20 protein-coding genes and 1 pseudogene are annotated in these 21,839 nt (G+C 63.2%); 12 read left to right on the top strand and 9 right to left on the bottom strand.

The genetic code is table 11. The features are described from left to right. Positions 1 to 37: 37 nt before the first annotated feature. The 3 genes from C7401_RS43160 to C7401_RS43150 all read left to right on the top strand — a co-directional run bounded on the left by C7401_RS43160 (position 38) and on the right by C7401_RS43150 (position 3,805). A complete protein-coding gene (locus tag C7401_RS43160; protein ID WP_112178175.1) occupies positions 38 to 970 on the top strand; it encodes an electron transfer flavoprotein subunit alpha/FixB family protein in 933 nt (310 codons plus the stop codon). Positions 971 to 1,032: 62 nt separating this feature from the next. Further along, entirely contained in the window at positions 1,033 to 1,815 is a 783-nt protein-coding gene (locus tag C7401_RS43155; protein ID WP_112178174.1) for a class II aldolase/adducin family protein, read from the top strand. A gap of 364 nt (positions 1,816 to 2,179) precedes the next feature. Continuing rightward, on the top strand, positions 2,180 to 3,805 hold the full coding sequence (locus C7401_RS43150) for an APC family permease (RefSeq protein WP_112178173.1): 1,626 nt from the start codon (positions 2,180 to 2,182) through the stop codon (positions 3,803 to 3,805). Positions 3,806 to 3,849: 44 nt separating this feature from the next. Here C7401_RS43150 and C7401_RS43145 read toward each other — a convergent pair whose 3' ends face one another. Beyond that, positions 3,850 to 4,755, bottom strand: coding sequence for a LysR family transcriptional regulator (locus tag C7401_RS43145; RefSeq protein WP_112178172.1), 906 nt, complete (start codon positions 4,753 to 4,755; stop codon positions 3,850 to 3,852). Positions 4,756 to 4,893: 138 nt separating this feature from the next. On the opposite strand from C7401_RS43145, the gene C7401_RS43140 reads away from it, so the two are divergent. Genes C7401_RS43140 through C7401_RS43130 form a run of 3 tightly spaced genes read left to right on the top strand, consistent with a single transcriptional unit; the run spans position 4,894 to position 6,685 of the window. Continuing rightward, complete coding sequence (locus C7401_RS43140; protein ID WP_112178171.1) at positions 4,894 to 5,112, top strand: tautomerase family protein; 219 nt, start codon at positions 4,894 to 4,896, stop codon at positions 5,110 to 5,112. Positions 5,113 to 5,114: 2 nt separating this feature from the next. Next, positions 5,115 to 5,921, top strand: a complete 807-nt coding sequence (locus C7401_RS43135; RefSeq protein ID WP_112178170.1) for a 2-keto-4-pentenoate hydratase — start codon at positions 5,115 to 5,117, stop codon at positions 5,919 to 5,921. Further along, a complete protein-coding gene (locus tag C7401_RS43130; protein ID WP_112178169.1) occupies positions 5,918 to 6,685 on the top strand; it encodes a 2-keto-4-pentenoate hydratase in 768 nt (255 codons plus the stop codon). The genes C7401_RS43135 and C7401_RS43130 overlap by 4 nt, the downstream gene beginning before the upstream one ends. 43 nt (positions 6,686 to 6,728) lie before the next feature. Here the strand turns inward: C7401_RS43130 and C7401_RS43125 are convergent, their stop codons facing one another. From C7401_RS43125 to C7401_RS43090, 8 genes are all read right to left on the bottom strand, one after another. Beyond that, complete coding sequence (locus tag C7401_RS43125) at positions 6,729 to 7,298, bottom strand: DsbA family protein (protein ID WP_112178168.1); 570 nt, start codon at positions 7,296 to 7,298, stop codon at positions 6,729 to 6,731. 124 nt (positions 7,299 to 7,422) lie between these two features. Then, positions 7,423 to 8,505: a hypothetical protein gene (locus tag C7401_RS43120; RefSeq protein WP_146758101.1), complete on the bottom strand. Its 1,083-nt coding sequence runs from the start codon at positions 8,503 to 8,505 to the stop codon at positions 7,423 to 7,425. 160 nt (positions 8,506 to 8,665) lie between these two features. Then, the gene (locus C7401_RS43115; protein WP_112178166.1) at positions 8,666 to 9,592 is read right to left on the bottom strand and encodes a catechol 2,3-dioxygenase; all 927 of its coding nucleotides are present in this window, start codon (positions 9,590 to 9,592) and stop codon (positions 8,666 to 8,668) included. Positions 9,593 to 9,757: 165 nt separating this feature from the next. Next, positions 9,758 to 10,813 carry a glycosyltransferase family 4 protein gene (locus C7401_RS43110; RefSeq protein WP_112178165.1) on the bottom strand — a complete coding sequence of 352 codons (1,056 nt, stop codon included), beginning with the start codon at positions 10,811 to 10,813 and terminating at the stop codon, positions 9,758 to 9,760. Between the two features lie 93 nt (positions 10,814 to 10,906). Continuing rightward, complete coding sequence (locus C7401_RS43105) at positions 10,907 to 11,779, bottom strand: glycosyltransferase family 9 protein (protein ID WP_112178164.1); 873 nt, start codon at positions 11,777 to 11,779, stop codon at positions 10,907 to 10,909. A 61-nt stretch (positions 11,780 to 11,840) separates the two neighbouring features. Continuing rightward, positions 11,841 to 12,845: a glycosyltransferase family 9 protein gene (locus tag C7401_RS43100; protein ID WP_258397474.1), complete on the bottom strand. Its 1,005-nt coding sequence runs from the start codon at positions 12,843 to 12,845 to the stop codon at positions 11,841 to 11,843. Positions 12,846 to 12,926: 81 nt separating this feature from the next. Beyond that, the gene (locus tag C7401_RS43095) at positions 12,927 to 13,121 is read right to left on the bottom strand and encodes a hypothetical protein (RefSeq protein WP_112178163.1); all 195 of its coding nucleotides are present in this window, start codon (positions 13,119 to 13,121) and stop codon (positions 12,927 to 12,929) included. An 84-nt stretch (positions 13,122 to 13,205) separates the two neighbouring features. Beyond that, positions 13,206 to 13,985 carry a response regulator gene (locus C7401_RS43090; RefSeq protein ID WP_181565836.1) on the bottom strand — a complete coding sequence of 260 codons (780 nt, stop codon included), beginning with the start codon at positions 13,983 to 13,985 and terminating at the stop codon, positions 13,206 to 13,208. 283 nt (positions 13,986 to 14,268) lie between these two features. Here C7401_RS43090 and C7401_RS43085 point away from each other — a divergent pair, with 283 nt between their 5' ends. From C7401_RS43085 to C7401_RS43060, 6 genes and pseudogenes are all read left to right on the top strand, one after another. Beyond that, entirely contained in the window at positions 14,269 to 15,723 is a 1,455-nt protein-coding gene (locus C7401_RS43085) for an ATP-binding protein (RefSeq protein WP_112178161.1), read from the top strand. Next, positions 15,716 to 16,435, top strand: a complete 720-nt coding sequence (locus C7401_RS43080) for a response regulator (RefSeq protein WP_112178160.1) — start codon at positions 15,716 to 15,718, stop codon at positions 16,433 to 16,435. The genes C7401_RS43085 and C7401_RS43080 overlap by 8 nt, the downstream gene beginning before the upstream one ends. Before the next feature lie 669 nt (positions 16,436 to 17,104). Continuing rightward, positions 17,105 to 17,209: pseudogene (locus C7401_RS43075) on the top strand (benzoate 1,2-dioxygenase small subunit); the annotation flags it as partial. Between the two features lie 403 nt (positions 17,210 to 17,612). Next, positions 17,613 to 19,184 carry a methyl-accepting chemotaxis protein gene (locus C7401_RS43070; protein ID WP_112178159.1) on the top strand — a complete coding sequence of 524 codons (1,572 nt, stop codon included), beginning with the start codon at positions 17,613 to 17,615 and terminating at the stop codon, positions 19,182 to 19,184. A 102-nt stretch (positions 19,185 to 19,286) separates the two neighbouring features. Beyond that, positions 19,287 to 20,195 carry a helix-turn-helix domain-containing protein gene (locus C7401_RS43065; RefSeq protein ID WP_181565835.1) on the top strand — a complete coding sequence of 303 codons (909 nt, stop codon included), beginning with the start codon at positions 19,287 to 19,289 and terminating at the stop codon, positions 20,193 to 20,195. A 175-nt stretch (positions 20,196 to 20,370) separates the two neighbouring features. After that, positions 20,371 to 21,834: a benzaldehyde dehydrogenase gene (locus tag C7401_RS43060; protein ID WP_112178157.1), complete on the top strand. Its 1,464-nt coding sequence runs from the start codon at positions 20,371 to 20,373 to the stop codon at positions 21,832 to 21,834. The last annotated feature ends 5 nt before the right edge of the window (positions 21,835 to 21,839 follow it).

The raw sequence follows: 21,839 nt of genomic DNA, 5'->3' as shown, positions 1-21,839 counted from the left end.
AACCGAAGCCAAGGTGCTGTAAGGGAGCGATTTGAAAATGACGATTCTGGTTATTGCCGAACACGACAACGCGAGCGTCAAGGCCGCGACGCTGACCACTGTGGCTGCCGCGCAGAAGATGGGTGGCGATGTTCACGTGCTGGTTGCTGGCCACAACGCCCAAACCGCAGCCGATGCCGCAGCGAAGATCGCAGGCGTTGCGAAGGTGCTGCTGGCGGATGCACCGCAACTCGAACAAGGCCTCGCTGAAAACGTCGAAGCGACGGTCCTGAGCATCGCAAAGAATTATTCGCACATCCTCGCGCCCGCAACGGCCGCGGGCAAGAACGTCACGCCGCGCATTGCCGCGAAACTCGACGTTGCACAGATCAGCGACATCACCGCCGTCGAATCGCCCGATACCTTCGAGCGTCCGATATACGCGGGCAATGCGATCGCCACGGTTCAATCGGCCGATCCGATTAAAGTCATCACGGTCCGCACGACCGCATTCGACGCAGCCTCAGCCGAAGGTGGCAACGCCGCAATCGAAAAGCTCGAAGCCGCAGCGGACAGCGGCCTTTCGCAGTTCGTGAGCCGGGAAGTCACGAAACTCGATCGCCCGGAACTCACGAGCGCGTCGATCATCGTCTCAGGCGGTCGCGGCCTTGGCAGCGGCGAGAACTATACGAAGGTGCTGGAGCCGCTGGCGGACAAGCTCAACGCAGCACTGGGCGCATCGCGCGCGGCCGTGGACGCGGGCTATGTGCCGAACGACTATCAGGTCGGTCAGACCGGCAAGATCGTCGCGCCGCAACTGTACGTGGCGGTCGGCATCTCCGGCGCGATCCAGCATCTGGCGGGCATGAAGGACTCGAAGGTCATCGTCGCGATCAACAAGGACGAAGAAGCGCCGATTTTCAGCGTGGCCGATTACGGTCTCGTAGGCGATCTTTTCGATGCCGTCCCTGAATTCTCGGCCGCCGTTTAACGCGCCTGCGCGCGAAGCCACCATTTGTCTCGACTTACCCATAAATTCGGAGAAAGCCGGAAATGATTTCGACCACCGACCCGCACATCAACCGTAAGCCACGCAATATTTCGCAGACCGAATGGGATGCCCGCGTTCAGGTTGCCGCCGCATACCGCCTTGCCGCCCGGTTTGGCCTGACCGACCTGATTTACACGCACATTTCGGCACGCGTTCCGGGGACGAACGACCAGTTCCTCATCAACCCGCATGGCTGGTTTTTCGATGAAATCACGGCGTCGTCGCTGGTGAAGATCGACGTCAACGGCAAGCCCATCGGCGACGACCGCTTCGAAGTCAATGCAGCGGGCTTCACGATCCATAGCGCACTGCACACGGCGCGTCACGACGTGGAATGCGTGGTGCACCTTCATACGACGCCCGGCATGGCGGTCGCGGCGATGGAGCGCGGCCTGCTACCGCTGAACCAGATCAGCATGCAGTTCTACAATCGCGTCGCCTATCACGAGTACGAAGGGATCTCTCTCGAACTCGACGAACGCGAGCGCATCGTGCAGTCGATCGGCAAGAAGGACTATCTGATTCTGCGCAACCACGGACTGCTGACGACGGGCCGCTCGGTTGCGGAGGCATTCACGCGCATGTTCTACCTGAACAAGGCGTGCGAAATCCAGGTTGCAACGCTTTCGGCCGGGCAGAAGGTGCGCATTCCGTCGCCGGAAGTCTGCGAACACGCCGCCAGGCAGCACGACGACTACGCGTACCTCGACACGGTCCACCTCGACCGGGAATGGACCGCGCTACTGCGTCTGCTGGAACGCGACGGCGCGGATTACCGTACCTGAGCGGCGCAGCGCCGTTCGATCCCCCGCGACGGCAGTGAGCCGGGGCGCGGTAACAACAGAAAAATCCCACAGGCACACAAAGCGCCGGTGAGCGCTGGCCACGCCTTCATTGCCGGCAAGCAAGAAGGCGATTTCATGGAGGAGCGACAACCATCTATGCATGCCTTCGCGATGCAGGCCGCAGCGAGCGATTCGCTGTCCCGTCCTGCCCGACCGCTGGTAGCGGCGGCCTTCCACGATCTCTCTCGCCAACCCGCAAAGCGCCTGGCCTGAAGCGGCCGCGGGCAATGGCCGTGGATTCGTATTTCGTAGATTCACTATGCTCGATGTTCGAGCGGATCAAGTTTATGGAGGATACCTGAACATGTCGGATTCCAGACATTTCAAGAAGAGTCTTTCGGCGTTCGACCTGGCGTTGATCGGCTTTGGGACCGTATTCGGTTCCGGATGGTTGTTTGCTTCCAGCAACGTGGCGTCGATCGCCGGACCCGCGGGGATATTCTCGTGGCTCATCGCGGGCATTGCGGTCCTTGCGCTAGGCATCGTTTATTGCGAGCTGGGCGCGGCGATTCCAAGCCCCGGGGGCGCAATCAGCTACCTCGATCTGTCCCACGGACCGATGGTGACGTACCTCATGGGTCTCATGACGGTGATCTATATGTCGAGCATTGTCGGCCTCGAGGTGGTGGCGGCGCGGCAATACGCGGCGGCGTGGTGGCCCGCTCTCAACGTCGCGGGCACGAGCAACGCCAGCACGCTGGGGTGGTTCGTGCAGCTAGGGTTGATCGTGTTCTTCTTCGGTCTGAACTTCTCCAGCGTACGTACCTTCGCGCTCGCCAACAACATCATTACCACGATCAAGTTCGTGGTGCCCGCGATCATCGTCGTGACGTTGCTGATGCACTTCAAACCGGCGAACTTCCATGTTGCCGGTTTTGCGCCGCATGGCTTCTCCGGAATCGAAGCAGCGGTTTCGACCGGCGGGGTGATCTTCGCTTTCCTCGGACTCACGCCCATTGTTGCCGTGGCGAGCGAGGTGCGCGACCCGCAGCGCTCGATTCCCATTGCGCTCGTTTCTTCGATCATCGCCGCTGGCGTGGTCTATATCCTGTTGCAGGTGGCGTTTCTCGGTGCGGTTCCCACGGCGATGCTCAGTGGCGGCTGGGAATCGGTCGGCAAGAAGCTGGCGCTGCCGTTCCATGACATCGCCATTCAGCTTGGCATTGCGTGGCTTGCCGTTATCGTCGCGATCGATGCGGTGGTGTCGCCTTCAGGATGCGGAAACATCTTCTTCAGTGCAACGCCTCGCGCCCTGTACGCGTGGTCGAATTCCGGCACCTTCTTCAAGGCCTTCGCGAAGGTCGATCCGAAGTCGGGCATCCCGCGCCGTGCGACCTGGCTCACGCTAGCGCTTTCGGTGTTCTGGACGCTTCCGTTCCCTTCCTGGGAAGCCATGATCTCGGTGGTGTCGGCCTCGCTCGTCGTCAGTTATGCGGTCGCACCGGTATCCGTTGCCGCCCTGCGCAAAAGCCACCCGGAAATGGAACGCCCCTTCCGGGTGAAAGCGCTCGGCGTCGTCGGTCCTCTCGCGTTCGTGGTGGCGACGTTCATCGTGTACTGGACCGGCTGGCAGAATCTTTGCTGGCTACTAGGCGTTCAGATTGCGCTTTATGCGGGCTACCTCATCGTGATGAGGAAGAAAACGGTCGGCGTCATGACGTTCGCGCAACAGATCCGAAGCTCGCTATGGGTTGCCGGTTACTACCTGCTCACGCTGATTGCGTCGTACCTCGGCCCGTTTGGCGGCATCGGCCTCGTGCCGCATCCGTACGACTTCTTGATGGTCTGCGCAGTGGCGCTCGCGGTGTATCACTGGGGTGCGCGCACCGGCGCGCCGCGCGAGGTCAAGGCTCATGCGGAGCCATCCCGGTACGGCAAGCGTTCCGAGGAAAATGCGTATGCCGAAGACCTCGGTGAATGCGGCGTGTGACTCGCAGCGTCAGGCCTTGAAGCATGGCGGCCGCGCGCCGGGGATCAGCGCGCGCGGCGCATCGACTGCCTGCGAAATTCGCGCACCACATCGAGAAAGGCGAGCAGGATCGGCGTTGTATCGCCCTTGCGGTAGAGGCAGTTCAGTTCGATATGGCGCAGGCTGCGCGACTTGAGCGGCCGGTAGACGAGCCCCGGCAGCTTGAGGTTGCCCGCTGACGCCGTCGTGATGCAAATGCCGAAGCGGCTTGCCGCCAGCCCGAGCGCCGTGATGACGTCCTCCACTTCCTGTTCCACCACGAGCGCGACATTCTCGTCGGCAAAGGCGTGGGCCACTTCCTGCGCGAGCCCGTGGAGTGCCGCGTTGGGGTAGAGAATCATCGGCTCGCCTTCGAGGTCGCGCAGGCGCACGGCCTCCTTATGACACAGAGGATGATCCTCGTGCAAGGCGACGAGGAAGGGCTCCTCCTGCACGGTCTCCACGACGATATCTTCCTCCTCGGGCACGAGCCGGTTGAAGCCGACGGTGATGCGCCGTTCCCGCAGTGCTTCGATCTGCGCGGCTTTCGAGAGATTGTGCAGACCGATCTTCACGCCGGGGCGCGCGGCGTGAAAGGTGGCGAGCAGTTGCGGGATCGCATGGAGCACGCCGGAGGTGAAGATGCCCACGTCGAGGCGGCCGAGCATGCCTTGCCCCGCGAGCTGCGTTTGCTCGGTGGCGCGCCGGGTAAGCGCAAGAATGTTGGGGACCTCCGCCAGCAAGGTGCGGCCCGCCTCGGTCAGCTCCGCACCTTTAGGAGTCCGCGTGAAAAGCGCGGTGCCCATTTCCTCTTCCAGCGTTTTGATATGCCGCGTGAGCGGGGGTTGCGCCATGTGCAGGCGCTGCGCCGCACGGCCGAAGTTCTGTTCCTCCGCAACAGCGAGGAAATAGCGCATCTGTTTCAGGTCCATGGACGTAGACGCTCCTTCATACTGAATCGGTATGGCATCGCCAAAAATGAGTATTGGACGGTATGCAGCGGGTTTGGGCAACATGGTACTCAACGTGGCGCCGTTTGTGTGCGCTTGTCAACCCGTAAAGGACCATTCATGCCTATCGTCCATATTTCACTCGTAGAGGGCCGCAGTGACGAAGCCGTCAAGGCCTGCGTCAAGGCGGTCGCGCGCACGGTGCACGAGACGCTCGGCGCACCGCTCGAAAGCATTCGCGTCTACGCGACCCAGGTGCCCGGCGCGCACTGGGCAGTCGGAGAGCGCACCAAGGATGAAGGCGCGCCGGGCGCCCCGGCCTCGCCGCAGGAGCGCTGAACATGAACGCCGAACAGATCAGGGAGGCGGCGCTCGCGCTGCGCGCCGCGGCGAGCACGGGCGAATTCCTCGCGCCCTTGCGGGAAACGTACCCCGGTATGAGCACTGACGACGCCTACGCGATCCAGCGCGAGAACACGCTGGCCCGCGTTGCGCAAGGACGCCGCATCACAGGCTGCAAGATCGGCTTGACCTCGGTAGCGGTGCAGCGCCAACTGGGCGTCGATCAGCCCGATTTTGGCGTGCTGTTCGATGACATGGGCTACGGCGACGGCGAGCCGATTCCGGCGCGCGTGCTCACCCAGCCCAAGGTCGAAGCGGAAATCGCTTTCGTGCTGGGCCGCGATCTCGACGCGCCGCATGCGGGACTGGCCGACGTGATCGCTTCGATCGACTACGCGCTGCCGGCGCTCGAGATCGTGGGCAGCCGCATCGCGAACTGGAATATCGGCATTGTCGATACCGTCGCCGACAACGCATCGTCGTCGGCATTCGTGCTTGGCGCTCAGCCTGTCAAGCTGGATGCCTTCGACTTGCGCCTGTGCGGCATGGTGCTCGAGCGCCGTGGCGAGCCCGTTTCGGTGGGGGCGGGCGCGGCCTGTCTTGGCCATCCGCTCAATGCCGTGGTATGGCTCGCGCGTACGATGGCGCTGCGCGGCACGCCGTTGCGCGCGGGCAGCGTGGTGCTTTCGGGCGCGCTCGGGCCGATGGCGGCAGTCACGCCGGGCGACGTTTTCGAAGCGCGCATCAACGGGCTCGGTTCCGTGCGCGCCGTGTTTGAACCCACATCGACCGGGGCCGCACAATGAGCCTGAATCAACAGATCGCCGCGCAACTCGACGACGCGGCGCGCCATGCGCATGAAGTCGAGCAGTTCGATCCCAACGGCGCGCTTTCGCTCGACGACGCCTATGCGATCCAGCGTGCGTCCATCGCGCGCCGCCTGGCGCGTGGCGAGCGGCGCGTGGGCGTGAAAATGGGCTTCACGAGCCGCGCGAAGATGGTGCAGATGGGGCTCTCGGACGTCATCTGGGGCCGCCTGACGTCGGCCATGCAGGTCGAGGAAAACACAGCGATTTCACACGCGAATTACGTGCATCCGCGCGTCGAGCCCGAAATCGCCTTCATCCTCAAGCGCGGCCTGAACGGCGACGAAACGGGCCCCGCCGCGCTCGCCGCCGTGGAGGCCATCGCCCCCGCGCTGGAGATCATCGATTCGCGCTATCGCGACTTCCGCTTCAGCCTGCCCGAAGTGATTGCCGACAACGCCTCGTCGAGCGGCTTCGTGATCGGCGCATGGTGCGATCCGCGTACCGACTTCTCCAACCTCGGGCTCGTGCTGAGTATCGACGGCCGCCCGGTGCAGGTGGGTTCCACGGCGGCGCTGCTCGGTCATCCGTTGCGCTCGCTGGTGGCCGCCGCGCGGCTTGCCGCAGCCGCAGGCGAGCCGTTGCAAGCGGGCGATGTCGTGATGGCCGGTGGTGCGACGTCGGCGGAATGGCTGCGGCCGGGGCAGTATGTCAGCGTGGAAATGGAGCGCCTCGGGCGCGCCGGCTTCTACGTGAAGGACTGAATGCCGGCCGATTGGCATCGCCAATGAATGCCACGCGCTGCTGTTAGCGCAGCAGCGCCGCCCATGCGGACACTTCGTCGCCGCTGCCCACCTTCGGATCGACCAGGCCGTCGATCATGAAGGTGGGCGAGACGTGAATGCCATTCTGGCGCGCGTATTTCGCGTGCCATTTGATTTCGCGGTCGAGTTCGGGATTCGCGAACGCCGCGCGCAGTTCAACGCCGCTGTAGCGCTCCACGCGCGCAATGATGTCGTTGGGCGTGGCGTCCATGTTGGGGCCGCCGCAGTGGCGAGTAAATTCAAATTCCTCGCGGTGCGCAGCCACCGCTGCCATTACGGCTTTCGCGGCCTCCCTGCCGGCGGGCAAGGTCGATGCGGCCAGAATGCAGCGCACGACCACACCGGAATACATATGCCACGGCTGCGATTGCAGCCGGATCTTCACGGTGATGCGATCGCTACCCGCTTCCTCCAGCAAGGCGTCGATCTTGCCGAACGCCCGCACCGAGAACGGGCAGGTCGGTTCGAGAAACATCTCGAACACGCGGGGGCCGTGGCCCCACGTGAGCGGGTCGGCTTTCCAGGCGGGGGCGGGGGTTATGCTTTCGGTCATGTCTTCAGGTCCTCGATCCGGTATGGCGATGGCTTCAAGGCGCGGCGCGCGGGAGGCCGAGCGCCGCACGAACGATTCGCACCATTCTATCGTCGTGAGCTTCTTGAGTGCGCCGGGTGCAGGTTCACGCGGTATCGCAATGCGGTGCCGCTATCGGGTTGCCGCGCGAGGCGAGTGGCCAGAACTGGAAATACTGCGCGAACAGCACCATGGCCGGGAACGTGACCGAGAGCATGCTCGAAGCCAGCCAGAGTTCCAATGCATAGGCCGGTGCGCCAGGCAGCAGATGGAAGGTGCGCTCGGCGACGAGTCCATAAAGCACGAATGCGGCTTGACCGGTCGCGACCGCCACGGCGGTGAGCAAGACGCCGCGCAACGGTTGGGGAACTTGCAACGCCGGTAGGCCTTCGAGCATGACCAGCACGACGAAGATCCCGAAGATCGTGCACACGCAAATACGCGTCATGAACATGACGACGTCCATCGCGAGCAAGTCCACGAATCCATGCCAGAGCAGCGCCGCGCATGCCGCAACGCCGATCGACACGGCGATCCCCGCAGCGGGTTGCCCGCCCATGAGAGGAAAACGCCGCGCGAGCGCCGCGACGGGCCAGAAGTCGAACAGCACGCCAATCAACATGAACACCAGTGCGTCGAGCGCGGCAGCCAGCGGATACCACGCGGCGAATGCACCATGCGGATCGAGCGCACTACGATAGAACGGCGCTTGAGAGGCGAACGAAAAGCTGAACAGCGTGCGGAACAGGAGGTAAGTAACGGCGTATGCAGCCGCGAGAAGGGCTAGACCCAGCAGACCCTCGTTTCTAACGAAGCATCGCAAAGGCCAGGCACCCCACACGGCGACCAGGCAGAACGTGACCGGAACCGAAAGGATCAGAAACATGATGGCGAAAGGGGTGGGCGCGCCGCCTCCCAGTGTGTGAAGCACCGTAAAGGCGACGCAAGCGCCGATCGCGATCGTCATGGCCAGTTGCAGCAAGCCGCGCGCGGGTTGAGGGAGCAGGGCGCTTGCGCGAGGGTAGCCGTTCTTCCAGAGCAGACCGGAAACGACCTGCGTGGGCACCATGGCGACGAGCACGAGCGAGGCCCAGCCGGAGAGCGTGGCCGGAGACATCGTGACCGTGGCGCACAGCGAAAGCGTAATCACGAGCGCGGCGGCCAGCAAGCCGCGCGGCACTGAATTCATGATGGGTTGCATATAGACATTCTCATTGCGCTCTCCTCGATTTATTGAAAAGGAATGCGAAATAAATGGATCGGGGAGAAAATGAATGAAGCGGGCGCTCGGCACGAGAACGCCCGGAGCGTACCCCGAAACCGCCGCCAGGCGGCCGGGGCGCATCGAATCAGGTCACCACGGTCAGGAAGCGTTCGTTGAGTTCGCGCGTGTGATAGAAGATTGCGGAACCAATCTGGTCCCATGTCCACGTATAGGGCTTCATGTCCGGATAGAAGCTGTAGCCGCCGCAGAACGTTTCGAGCCGGTTGCCCGAAGGATCGAAGAAGTAGATGGTCGTCCCACGGGTAATGCCGTGCCGCAGCGGACCGATATCGATCGTCACGCGCCGTTTCGCCAGCAGGTCCGCTGCGTAGAGCAGCTTTTCCCACGTCTCGATGAGGAACGCGGCGTGATGCGAGGTGTCGTTGCGCTCGTCGCGCACGAAGGCAATGTCGTGTGCCTTGTTCGAGCAGGTCAGCCATACGGCCATGTCGGTCTTGCCGTCTTCGGCGAGTATGCGCTCGGTCAGCGTGAAGCCGAGCACGTCCACGAAGAGATTGCGGCTGCCGTCCAGGTCGCCGCCATGAATTTGCCAGTGATCGAGGCGGATGGGCGAAATGCCCTTGCGATCCTCAATGAGAATGTCCGGATTCACGTAGCCCAGACCGTCGCCCACCTCGGTCTTTTCGGCATAGAGTTCGAAAAGATGCCCGGTCGGCGCCTCGAAGCGCACGCGCTCGCCGGTTTCCAGCAGCTCGCCCGCGCCCCATCGTTCCGTGGCGACGCCATAGGCGCGCAGGTCGCTTTCGAGCTTGTCGAGCGTGCGCTTGTCGAGCACCTTGAGGCCGTAGAAGTCGGTGCCCGGCCGCTCGGCCCGGCGCAATATGATGCTGTGATGGTCGCGCTCATCCCACGCTTTCAGGTAGACGCGGCCTGCCTTGTCGCGGCCGGTTTCGACGAGGCCGACGGTGTTCGTATAGAAGTCAACGGACGCTTCGAGATCCAGAACGCGGATCTGTGTGTGACCGGGGCGCAGCACGCCAGTGAGTGCCATGGTATCTCCTCCAGGGGCAATGTTGGTTATTTGGATTCCCGTGGTGAAGCATACGCAGCCGGTGTGGTGCGAGTCCAATACTGTCGATGCGCCTGGCCATACCAAAACGGTATCGCCTGCGTGAACGGCGGCGGACTCGACATTCAACCGCCTCGCACCATTCCTTTATCCGCCGTGAACCAGGTTTGCAAGCGCAAGCAGCGAGTCGATGTGAGCGGCCACGCTGGCGTCGTAAAGCACGGCTTTCTCGCGGTTCGTCGTCGCGGCGCACCGGCTGGCCACTGCGCGCCTGATCGCCGCGCGCAGCGACAGCACGCCGCGGCGCTCGAATACGTATTTCGCGTGCCTGGCAATCACGTCGGCGCAACCCATCGTCGAAGGAATGATCACCGGCGTACCGCACATGACCGACTCGATACCCACCAGCCCGAACGGCTCATAGGCCGAGGCGAGGATGGTGAAGTCGGCTGCGCGGTAGCAGTCCTCGATCTCGCGCTGGAAGCCGATATAACGCACACGCGGCGAGACAGCGCCCACCGGGCGGCCGACGACTGCGACGACGACGGGTTCATCGAGGTCCCGCAAGGCCGCTTCAACGAGAGCAAGACCCTTGCGCACATGACTGCTCGAGGGAAAGAGCAGCACGCATTCGTGGTCCTGGAAGCCCAGTCGCTTGCGCAGCGCCGCCCGCGCAGGCGCATCGACCGGCGTGAAGCGGGCCGTGTCGACGGGTGGGCGCAGGATGCGCACCTTGGCCTCGTGAATGCCATATAGCTCGATCAGTTCGTCGCGCATCAAGGGCGAGTGCGCGAGGATGATCGCGGCGTTGGCGTATTGGCGTTCTTCCAGCGCAATCTGCCAACGATCGAAAAGCGTCGGCTTGCGGCCGCTCGCGCGGAGAAACCCGCGATGGGTTCCTCCGCACACGGCGATATCCGAACTGTCCACGCGATTGCAGCCGACCATGACGTCTACGGCGGCTGCACGCCTCGCATGACGCAGCCGCCATGAGAACCACGCGTCGCGCAGCTTGCCCGGCAGAAACGACACGTTGATGCGATGCGGGTCGATCATCGCGTGCTCCGGCAGCGTCGGGTCGAGGCGCCGCGCGAAATACGCCGGGCGAAAGCCGCGCTCGGCTATGCCGCGTGCGAGGTCTCGCGCGTAACGCTCCATGCCGCCGCTATGTTGCATCACGTTGCAGGAAACACCGATTTTCATGGCGATTCGCTTCTTCGAAGTTGGCCGCTTCGACACGGCCGTGGTTTCGTGACTGCTGCGCTCCCGCTGCGAAGCCGGGCGCGCACGCCCCGCTCAGGAGCGCGATTGCAGCGCCTGAAAGTGCGCCATCACACGGCTTACGCTGAGCAGTTGCTTCCAGAGCCGCTCCTTGAGATTGCCGAACGGTATGACGTTGGGCGGCAAAACGATGTCGCCGGGCCCCCAGCCGGGGCGCCACGTACGCGCGAGGCCGCGCCGCATGAAAAGGGTGAGCGTCGGCACGCCGATCGACGAAGCGAGATGGCCCGGTCCCGAGTCGTTGCCGATGAACCACGCCGATTCGGCGATCCACGCCGCCACGTCTTCGAGCCGCGCCAGGGAATGGACTTCGTGGCCACGCAGCGTCGCTTGCCGCCAGGCGGCAATCTCGCCGGGCGCGACGAGGAAGGTTGGATGCAGGTGTGCGCGCTTGAGTTCGTCGGCGAGCGCGAGAAATTTTTCGCGGCTCCACATTTTTTCCGGGTGGCTGCCGGTCGGATGGATCACGACGCGATTCGCGCACCGTCCGCGCTGCACGCTCGCCGGTACGACGAGGCCGTTCGAATGTGTCACGTGGCGCAGATCGAATACGTTCGCGGCAATATCCGCGATACGGTCGATCATGTGTCTCGATCCGCCATATTCGGGCAGGTCAGCCAGGCACACCGTATTGCCGCTGCGGCTCAGCATCGGGCCGAAGTCGGTCGGACGCAGTTCTATCACCGTGTCGAAGGCGCCCGCGTATGCGCTCGGATAGCCGACCGTCAAGCCGGGAAACCAGGCCTCCAGTTGCTCGGCCACCCAGCCGAACACGACTGGGCGGTAGCCGTTGCGAACGAGGTTGTTGACGAGCACGAGCCCGATGAGGCTGTCGCCAATCGGCGGCGGAAGCGCCACCGCAACGCTGCCCTGGATCTGAATTTTCATGTTGATGTGAAGGGTTGGGCGGCAACCGTTCGCCGCCGGCTTGGGCGTTGAGATTGGCGCGTTACTCCGTTTGCGGCGCGAAGCGCGCCCGCAAGACGCGAAATGCGCGCTGCACGCGCTTCGTCGAGATGCTTTCTCGCCACCACTTTTCCTTGAGACCGGCGCTCGCCAGCCACCACGGCGGCAACACGATCTCGCCGCGCTGGAATCCGGGGCGCCAACGTTGCGCAACGCGTCGGCGGCGAAATACGGTTAGCGTCGGTATGCCGAGCGCCGAGGCCAGATGCCCCACGCCCGAATCGTTGCCGATGAACCAGCCCGATTCGTAGAGCCATGCCGCGAGATCGGACGTAGTCCGAAACGAATGCAATGGCGGCATCTCGCCTGCCAGCGGCAGCCAGTGCGGGCGCTCGCTTTCGGCCACCACGAACTCGGGCGCGAAGCCTTCCCCGCGCAAGCTTCGCGACAGGCCAATGAAGCGGCGCGCGAGCCAGCGCTTGTCGGGCGTGCTCGCCTCCGGGTGAAGCGCCACGCGTTGGGCGTGCCGCCGGTACTGCAACGCTTGCGGCGCGTGTATGCCGTTTGAAATCTCGACGGAGGGCAGCGCGAAATGAGCCGCCGCGAACGCGGCGAAGCGGTGCGCCATGCACCGGTCGCCGGTTTCGTATTCGATGTCGTGCAGATCGATGAAGCCGCGGTGCCATGCCCGCAGATGCTTCAGCGGCCGGTCGCGGTGCATTTGCACCACGACGCCGAACTTCGCCAGCCGCTGGCGTGCGTCTTCCTCGCCGAGCGCGGGATGGATCGACAGATGCGGGAACCAGCGCGCAAGCGACCACGCATGATTACCGAATATTTCCACCTGCCAGCCCGCGCGCACGAGGTTGTGCGCGACGACAAGCAGATTCAGTGAGTCTCCGAGCGCGGGCGACAGGACAAACGCCGCGCTGCGTGGCTGCGCGGGCACATCGGCGCGGCCAGTTGCGGTATTGTCACGCCGGGCGGGCGCCGCGCAGTCGGTCTGAAACATCGGTTGCGAGCCTGACCAGGTGGATGGAATGGACACGAATGTTGCCACTGTGCGGCGGTTTCCTGGTTACGCGATCTTTCTTCATATTTCCGCCAGCGAGCCGCTTTCAGCGCGAAATCAGGCTTGCGCGGACGACTGCGGCACGACGATCGCACCGTGCGGACCGCCGCCGCCACCGCCGCCGGGTCCTCCCGGACCACCAGGGCCGCCTGGGCCGCCCCATTGACCGGGACCGCAATACGGCCACCAGCAGCAACCGCCGAGCGCCGAAATCAATGCAAGCAGGCCAAAGAGGGAAACGGTTTTCTTCATGTCGTATCTATTCGTGAAAATGGGTAGGACTACGATAAAAAGTAGCTTGTGCAATATTCATTCGCACCTGCGGCACGATGCGCGTTAATGGCTCGCCATTGAAGCTTGCTCGCAAGTGCCCTCGCCAACGCGAGTTCTTGTCATGCGATCGCGGTCCAGATACGAAAGGGCGTCGTCGGGGGAAAAGACATAGCCATCCCGATAGCGGGTCTGAATATACTGGCGGCCGCAAGGCGACAGACCAAGCAGCCTGCGCAGACGAAAAACGATCACGTCGATGCTGCGCGCGTGAATTTTCGATTTGCGATCGAGCAGGCTCACAATGCGCTCGCGCGACAGCGGGCGCAGCCGGTTCGCGGCGAACACCGTGAGCACGGCGAGGTCGAGTGGCGGCGCGTGCAGCTTGAGCCCGTCCTTGAACAACAGATTGTCCATGGCGTCGAGTTCGAATCCGTCGAAGGCATACCTCGGCGCCCGGTGCGGTGACGCGGGAAAATCCATCTTGCAGCGCAGCGCGTGATACAGGCGCGCGAGCAGTTCACGGTGATCGAACGGCTCGACCATATAGTCGTTGGCGCCGAATTCGAAGGCGAGCACCTTGTCGGCCACGTCAGCGGACTGGCTCACGATGATCACGGGCGTGAGCCACCCTCGTTCGCGCAGGGTGCGCAGGGTCGCGATGCCGTCCATCGTGGGCGCCTCGTGCCGCAGAATGATGAGCGACGGCGTTTCCCGCTCGAGGCGTTGGTCCAGCCGTTCGGCGCCATGCAGCACCGACACTGCGATCTGCTGACGTTGCAGATAGGTCCGCAGTTCGTCGCGGCGCGCCTGGTCGGGTTCGACTAGCAGCACGTGAATGTTCATCGATCTGTCCCTTGCCATGTCATGCACGTCGTCCCATCCGATCCCCGCGTAACGGCGGCCTGGATGGGAATGGATTGCAGCGGATCATACGGAACAACGGTGCAGGAAAAAGAAGGGAAATCTGGAGAAAGTGTGAATTTGGGCGGACGGCGCACACGTAACGGTCCGCTTCGGGTGAAAATAGTGCCTTATAGCTACGCTTGCATTTTCATTACTCTTGTCGTTTCTTTTGGCCGCTTTTCGTTCTTTCATTCGCGTTCTATCGCTACCGGCCCGGCCCGTCATGAAAGCCAGCGTCACTTCCAAACTCTTTCTCGCGATCCTTTCGGCTTGTTTGCTCGCCACCGTGGCCATGGGCGTGGCGATCCGCACGAGTTTCGAATTTGCTTTCGTGGATTTTCTGGACGAGCAAAGCGCGACGGAACTGGCGGCGCTTCAGCGGGAACTGGAAGCCTCGTACGCCCAGCATGGCAATTGGGATTTCGTTCTCGACGAGACGCAGGGGCCACCGCCCTTCGACGAAGGGCCGCCGCCAGGCGGGCCGCCGGGTGACGGCCACCCGCCCGATGCGCCCGCTGGCATGCACGAGGAGGGCGGCAAGGGTGCGCCGTTCGCGCCGGGGTTCGCCGATGGCTCGCGGCCGCATCGTCCGCCCTTTACGCTTTACGACGCGCACATGAACCAGGTCACGCACGCGGGGCCGCCCCCGCCGCCCGACGCCGTGCGCCATCCGCTGCGCGTGAATGGGCAAACGGTCGGCTGGGTCTCGGTGTCGGGACCGGAAGCGCTCATCAATCAGGCCGAGCAGCGCTTCAAGAACCGTCAAATGCAGGCGACGTGGATCATCGTGGGCTTTACCGCACTGCTTTCCGCCGCGATCTCGATCGTTCTCGCCCGCATCCTGCTCACGCCCGTCAAGCGCATCGTCACGGCCACACATCGGCTCGCGGGAGGCGACTACGCCACGCGTGTGCCGGCCAAAGGCAGCGACGAATTGCAGAGGCTCGCGAACGATTTCAACCGCCTCGCGGCGTCGCTCGAAAAAGCCGAGAGCAACCGGCGCGATTTCATCGCCGATATCTCTCACGAACTGCGCACGCCGCTCTCGGTGCTGCGTGGCGAACTGGAGGCGATCGAGGACGGCGTGCGCCGGCCCGATGCGGCAACCATCGCTTCTTTGCAGTCCGAAGTTGCCATGCTGAGCCAGTTGATCGACGACCTCTACGAACTGTCGCTTGCGGACATTGGCCAGCTTTCCTTCGAGAAAGTGCCGCTCGACCTCGTGCCGATCGTGGAAGCCGCATGCGACGCATTTCGCGAGCGTCTCGCCGCCAAGGAGATCACGCTGGAGTTCGACCCGGCCGGTCCTCACGCAACGCTTGCGGGCGACCCCTATCGCCTCACGCAGCTCTGGAAGAATCTGCTGGAAAACGCGCTGCGTTATACCAATGCCGGGGGCCGCGTACGCCTCACCGTCTCGTCGAACGGCGACGATATCCACGTCGACGTTCAGGACTCGTTTCCGCCCGTTCCCGCGCCGTTGCTGCCGCATCTGTTCGACCGGTTTTTCCGTGTCGATCCTTCGCGCAGCCGCCAAAGCGGCGGCGCGGGACTCGGTCTCGCGTTGTGCAAGCACATCGTGGAGCAGCACGGCGGCACCATCGAGGCGTCGCGCTCAGAGTTCGGCGGACTGCGGATCCTGGTTCAACTCCCTCGACTACACACGCATCATGATTGATTCGACCACACGGCCGTCCATACTGGTCGTCGAAGACGAGCCCAAGCTCGCGGCGCTGCTCGCCGATTACCTCGCGAAGGAGGATTTCGTCACGGCGATCCTTTCGGACGGACGCGAGGTCGTGCCCTACGTGCGCGCGCATCAGCCGTCGATGGTGCTGCTGGACCTGATGCTGCCCGGACGCAGCGGCCTCGACGTGTGCCGCGAACTGCGCGCGTTCTCGGCCATTCCCGTGATGATCATCACGGCGCGCGTGGACGAGATTGACCGCTTGCTGGGGCTCGAACTGGGCGCCGACGATTATGTGTGCAAGCCGTTCAGCCCGCGCGAAGTCGTGGCGCGCGTCAAGGCGATCCTGCGGCGCGGCGAACTGCTTGCGCGAGCGCATCATGAAGCCCAGGGTGCGGCGGCGTCTCCGTTTTCGATCGACGTGCCGCATCACGCCGCGCGCCTCGATGGCAAGGACCTGCACCTCACCCCCATCGAATTCCGTTTGCTCGCGCTATTGCACGCGGGCGCGGGCCGCATTTACGCGCGCGACTATCTCCTGCGCGCGCTTTACGACGATCACCGCGTGGTTGCCGACCGCACGATCGACTCGCACGTCAAGAACCTGCGGCGCAAGATCCAGACGATCCGGCCCGAGCAGGACATGGTTCGCTCCATCTACGGTGTGGGTTACCGCCTGGAGATCGCGCCCGCAGGCGAATGACAGTGTGGGCGGCGGAATCCATAGAGGAATGAAACTGTGACCGGATGAGCACGCACATGCTCAGAGGCGCTTTAGCGCTTGTTGACGAAGACGAACTTGAGCGCAGACTCCTCGACGAACCGGCGGCGTTGGTTGGAACGGTGGTGGAGTCGCGGTGCGCCGGCGATATCAAAACGTTGTAGAGGAACGCGGTCGCTGAATCAAAGGGCGAACGCTGGTTCGTGCGCGCGATCCTGGATTGCGTTGTGACGATTGCGATCGCAGTGATGGAATCCTTTGCTAAGGAGTCCAATTATTATCGTGGTGAACCAAATTTTGCTTAGAGCGAAAACGTAAAATGGACTGGTTCCTGAAAGTGCGTTGGCTTGATGCTGCAACTCGCCAGGAACTGCAACGATCACCTCAACTTGTGTATGTGCCGCCGCGTCTGATCGCTTTCGATGACCGCAGAGCCGTGAGGGGAACGCCTGCTCCGATGACAGTACGGCAAGCAGAGACATCTCCATATTGGCAAGGTATGAAATCCGACCTAAATGGTATTGGACGTTGCGCGGGCACGGCGTGTATAAAGCCACGACAGGAGACTAAGTAGCGCAGCATGTCCGTTCTTTCACGGGAGCGACGTCATATTGAGTGTTATAAAAATATAAGGAGACCCTGGTCATGAACTTCGTCACGCTGCGCCAGGCGGGCGACGGCTTCCCGATCGCACACAAGAAGAGCGTATTGACGAACGACTCCATCCGGCAGGTGCTCGACGTCTATCACGTTTGACAACGAGTGCACGCAACACTATGCGAGCGAATGAGGCGCAATCCCTCGGCCACCACAAGTGCCTCCCTGAACGCTTCGCCTTCGCTCAAAAATTAGGGTTCGAAATGCCTTGTGGATGTGAGTCCTCCTGGTGCTCCCGGTACGAGATCAGCATAAATACGCATTTTAATGCATGTTAAAAATGCTATAAAGTGCATTTACCTACATTGCGGCAGCCAGTCACTCACTGCGCCAGCCTCGATGCCGAAGTCGGAACTCATCTAGCTTCTGACGCCAGACGGCAAGAAAAATCGGTCGGCGATGGACGTGGTACCACCGGGGGTATCGGGCGCCTGCTTGATCCAGAGTGTGGCGGTCCATTGTGGACGACGACAAAAACGGGGTGGAGAGGAGACGTCGGAGCATGCAAGAACAAACCAGTCACGATGTGCCGGGCAGCGGCGACGATCCGTTCGATGAACGCGCTTTCCTCATCACGCGTAACGATGCGGAGGCGAAAATCTGCTATGCGAATCCCGCTTTCGCGGAAATCAGCGGATACACGATGGAGGAGTTGCAGGGCGCGCCGAGCAATCTGCTCTATCACCCGGACATGCCGGAGCAGGTTTCGGTCGATCTCTGGAAGACGCTGAAGGCCAACGGCGCCTGGAACGGTGTCATGAAGCACCGCCGTAAGGACGGTAGGTCCTTCTGGGCGGATGTGACCGTGACACCCACGGTCATCGAGGGACGCCACACCGGCTACACGACCGTCAGGTCGAAGCCAGGCGCGCAGAAGGTCGCGCTTGCGGAGAAAGCATACCGGGCACTCAAACGCGGCTCATCGGGCTTTGCCGTGCGCAATGGGCGTATCGTGCGAACCGGCCTGCGTGGCTGCATGCGGTGGATAAGACCGGATTCGGTCGACGCTTACCTCTGGCAATGCTTCGGTATCCTGATCGTCGTGGCGGGGGCGCTGGCGGCGGATCGGTACATGGCATCCGGCGGGGAAAGCGGCGCCGTGGTGAGTGCAATTGGCCTCGCTGGCGTGCTGCTGCTTTTGCGCAATGGCTTGAGCATGCGCAGGCGCGCCGTTGTCGAGGTGCGTGCGCTCGTGGGCATCTGTCAACGGCTTGCCGCAGGCGACCTCGCGTGCGAACTTCCCGATCGGGAGACGCGAGACGAAATCGGCGAGCTGGTTACGACCTTGCGTGCCATGCATCGCAGTCTCATCAGCATGGTGCTCGAAGCGCAGAGCATTACGGAAACCGTGAGCGGAAAATCGGGCGAAATCGTCACGGCGAACCTTGAGCTCTCAGCGAGAACGGACGACCAGGCTTCGGCGCTGGAAGAGACCTCGGCGGCGATGGCGGAGCTGATGGGCGCCGTGCAATCGAACGCGGACAACGCGAGGCAGGCGGCGCAACTCGCTGGCGAGGCGTCCAATGCCGCCGCACAAGGTGCGAAGTCCATCGTCAGCGTGCAGTCGACCATGGGAAGCATCATCGAGGGCGCGGGCCGCGTTTCGGGAATCTCGGCCGTGATCGAAGGCATCGCTTTCCAGACCAATATTCTCGCGTTGAACGCCGCCGTGGAAGCCGCCCGCGCCGGGGCCGAAGGCAGGGGCTTCGCCGTGGTTGCCGCCGAGGTGCGCAATCTCGCGCAGCGCAGCGCGGCGGCGGCAAAGGAAATCAAGGAACTGGTCAATCACTCGGTCGATCAGAGCCGCCGGGGCGCCGACGTCGTGCTGGAAGCGCGGCAAACCATCGAGCGCATCGTGGCGTCTTCGGAAAGCGTTTCGGCGCTCGTTGGAAGGATTTCGGTGGCGTCGGAGGAGCAGGGCCGCGGCATTGTGGAAGTGGGCGGCGCCATTTCGCAGATCGACCGGACGACACAGCAAAACGCGTCGATGGTGGAGGACGCGGCCGCCATTGCCGGCGTATTGAGTCAGCAAAGCATGCGGCTCGGCACGACGATGAGCGCTTTTCATTTCTAGCCTCGCGCGCGGCACTTTCCATCATTTTCAAAAGGCGTGACCGCGATGAACGCTAACCGGGTCGTCCCCTGCGCCAATCCCGCAACGCAGCCGCGATATAGCATGGCGTTCGCGCAATGGCGGGAGGTGCTCGAAAAGGTCTATGGGCTGAATTGCGAGCGTCATCCGGGGCCTTCGTGCGAGGTCGAGATCGACAGGCGGGAGATCGGCGAGGTGTGTGTCGCCGAGGTTCGCATGAGCGCGCAGACGCTGGCTCCGCGCCGCAAGATGGAGCAGACGGAGGATCAGCTTTATCTCAAGCTCGTGGTCAACGGGACCGCGAGGTTTGAGCAGAACGGGGAACAGCGCCGCTTTGCGGCGGGCAGCCTCGTCATTGTCGATCCGGCTGCGCCGTTTCTGGAATACGTCGAAGAGGAAACGCGGCTGGTCGTCGTGACCTGTCCCAAGCCGGCGCTTCGGGAGCGCGGCTACCCGAGCCATTTCAATCACTGGCTCGCTCCGGACGTCCAGTCACCGGACGTTCAGACGGTTCACGACATGGTGCGCGTGATTGCGTCGCGAGGCGGTGGCCTGGCGGAGCAAACGCGCACGCTTTTGGGCGCGCAGCTACTGGACCTGATGGACGTGCTGCTGCACGCCGATTCCCGCCCCGCGAGCCGGACGGGCGAGGCGGCGCGATACCGGGTCAAGCGCTTCATCGCACAGCATATCGGCGACGAAACGCTCGATGCGACGACCATCGCTCACGCGGCGGGGCTTTCGATCAGCTACCTCAATCGCATTTTTCGCGAGGAGGGTACGTCGCCCATGCGCTACCTGTGGAACCAGCGGCTGGAAAGGGCGTATCAGTTCCTCACGTCGGCAAAGGCGGACGGTTTGCGCATCGAGGAGATCGCCTGGCGCTGCGGCTTCGCGAGCGCCGCGCACTTTAGCCGTCTATTCAAGCAGCGCTACGGCGCTACGCCCAAGGAATTGCGCGAAGGCGGCAAGGCGGCTGCGGCTGCGCAGTAAGCCGGGAGAAAGGCACGACGCTGCGCGCAGGCTGCGCGAATCCGGTGGCGCCATGGACAAGGAGTTGGCGCGTGCTGGACAACTTCTGCGGCTCCGAATCACTCATCATTATCACGCTGGCGCCCGTTCGAATCATGCGGGGCAGCGGCGCTAACGATGACATTCGGAGACACACATGACGGGTACAGGCAGCGAAGGGCAGTGGACCGGGAAAATCTTCCTCGGTGAATGGGTCAAGGGAACGGGCGCCACCGCACCGGTGATGGAACCCGCAACGGACAATCAGATCGGCACAATCGCCCTCGCGTCGCGAGAAGATGTCGACACCGCCATTGAGCGCGCTGTCGTCGCGCAACGCGCGTGGGCCGAAACGACGTTCGACAAGCGCGCAGCGGTCCTGCACGAAGCGGCCCGATTGATCAAGGCCCGCGCGGAGCGCTTCAATTACTGGAACGTGCGCGAGTGCGGCTCGATCGTTCCCAAGGCCCAGTGGGAGCTCGATGCGAGCTACGAGCAGTTGCTCATGGCGGCCGCACTGCCGATGCACCCCACCGGCACGCTGTTTCCCTCTTCCATGCCCGGGCGGACCAACACCTGGCGCCGGTTGCCGATCGGCGTGGTCGGCGTCATCGCGCCGTGGAATTTCCCGCTGCTGCTCGCCTTGCGCTCCGTTGCGCCGGCCATTGCGCTCGGCAATGCCGTCGTCCTCAAGCCCGATCAGCAAAGCGCCGTAACGGGCGGCGCTTTGATTGCGGAATTGTTCGAGGACGCCGGCTTGCCGCGCGGTGTGCTGCAAGTGCTGCCAGGCGGCGCGCAAACGGGCGATGCCGTGGTGCGCCACCCGGCCGTCGGCATGATTTCCTTTACGGGCTCGACTGCGGTTGGCCGGCAGATTGGCGAAACCTGCGGGCGCATGTTGAAGAAGACCTCGCTCGAACTGGGCGGCAATAATCCGATCATCGTATTGCCCGACGCCGATCTCGACAAAGCCGCTTCGTGCGCGGCATGGGGCGCGTTCCTGCACCAGGGGCAAATCTGCATGCAGGCGGGTCGTCATCTGGTTCACCGCAGTGTGGCCGAGAGCTACGTCGCGAAGCTCGCCGCGCGCGCGAGAAAGCTGGCAGTGGGCAATCCCGCCACGGAGCCCGTGCATATCGGTCCGCTCATCAATGCCCGCCAGGCGGAGCGCGTCGAGCGCATCGTGCGCGACAGCGTGGAGATGGGCGCGGTGATTGCCGCCGGCGGCCAGCGCCGTGGCCGGTTCTTCGAGCCCACCGTGCTGGCTGACGTCACGCCGCACATGCCTGCTTTCAAGGACGAAATCTTCGGCCCCGTCGCGCCGGTCACGCTGTTCGATTCCGTCGACGAGGCGATCGAACTGGTTCACGCGAGCGAATACGGTCTTGCCGCTGCGGTTCATTCCGGGTCGATGTCGGCGGCGATGAGCGTGGCCAGACGCTTGAAGAGCGGCATGATCCACATAAACGATCAAACCGTGAACAGCGAGTTCCAGGTGCCGTTTGGGGGCATGGGCGCCTCTGGAAATGGCGGCCGCTTCGGCGGGCCGGCCAATGTCGAGGAATTCACGCAGACGCAATGGATCAGCGCCATGGACGCTCCGATCGAATATCCGTTCTGACCGGA

This window comes from Paraburkholderia unamae, assembly GCF_003268775.1.
In the GTDB taxonomy this organism is placed as follows: domain Bacteria; phylum Pseudomonadota; class Gammaproteobacteria; order Burkholderiales; family Burkholderiaceae; genus Paraburkholderia; species Paraburkholderia unamae.
This window is presented reverse-complemented; position numbering and strand designations above follow the sequence as displayed.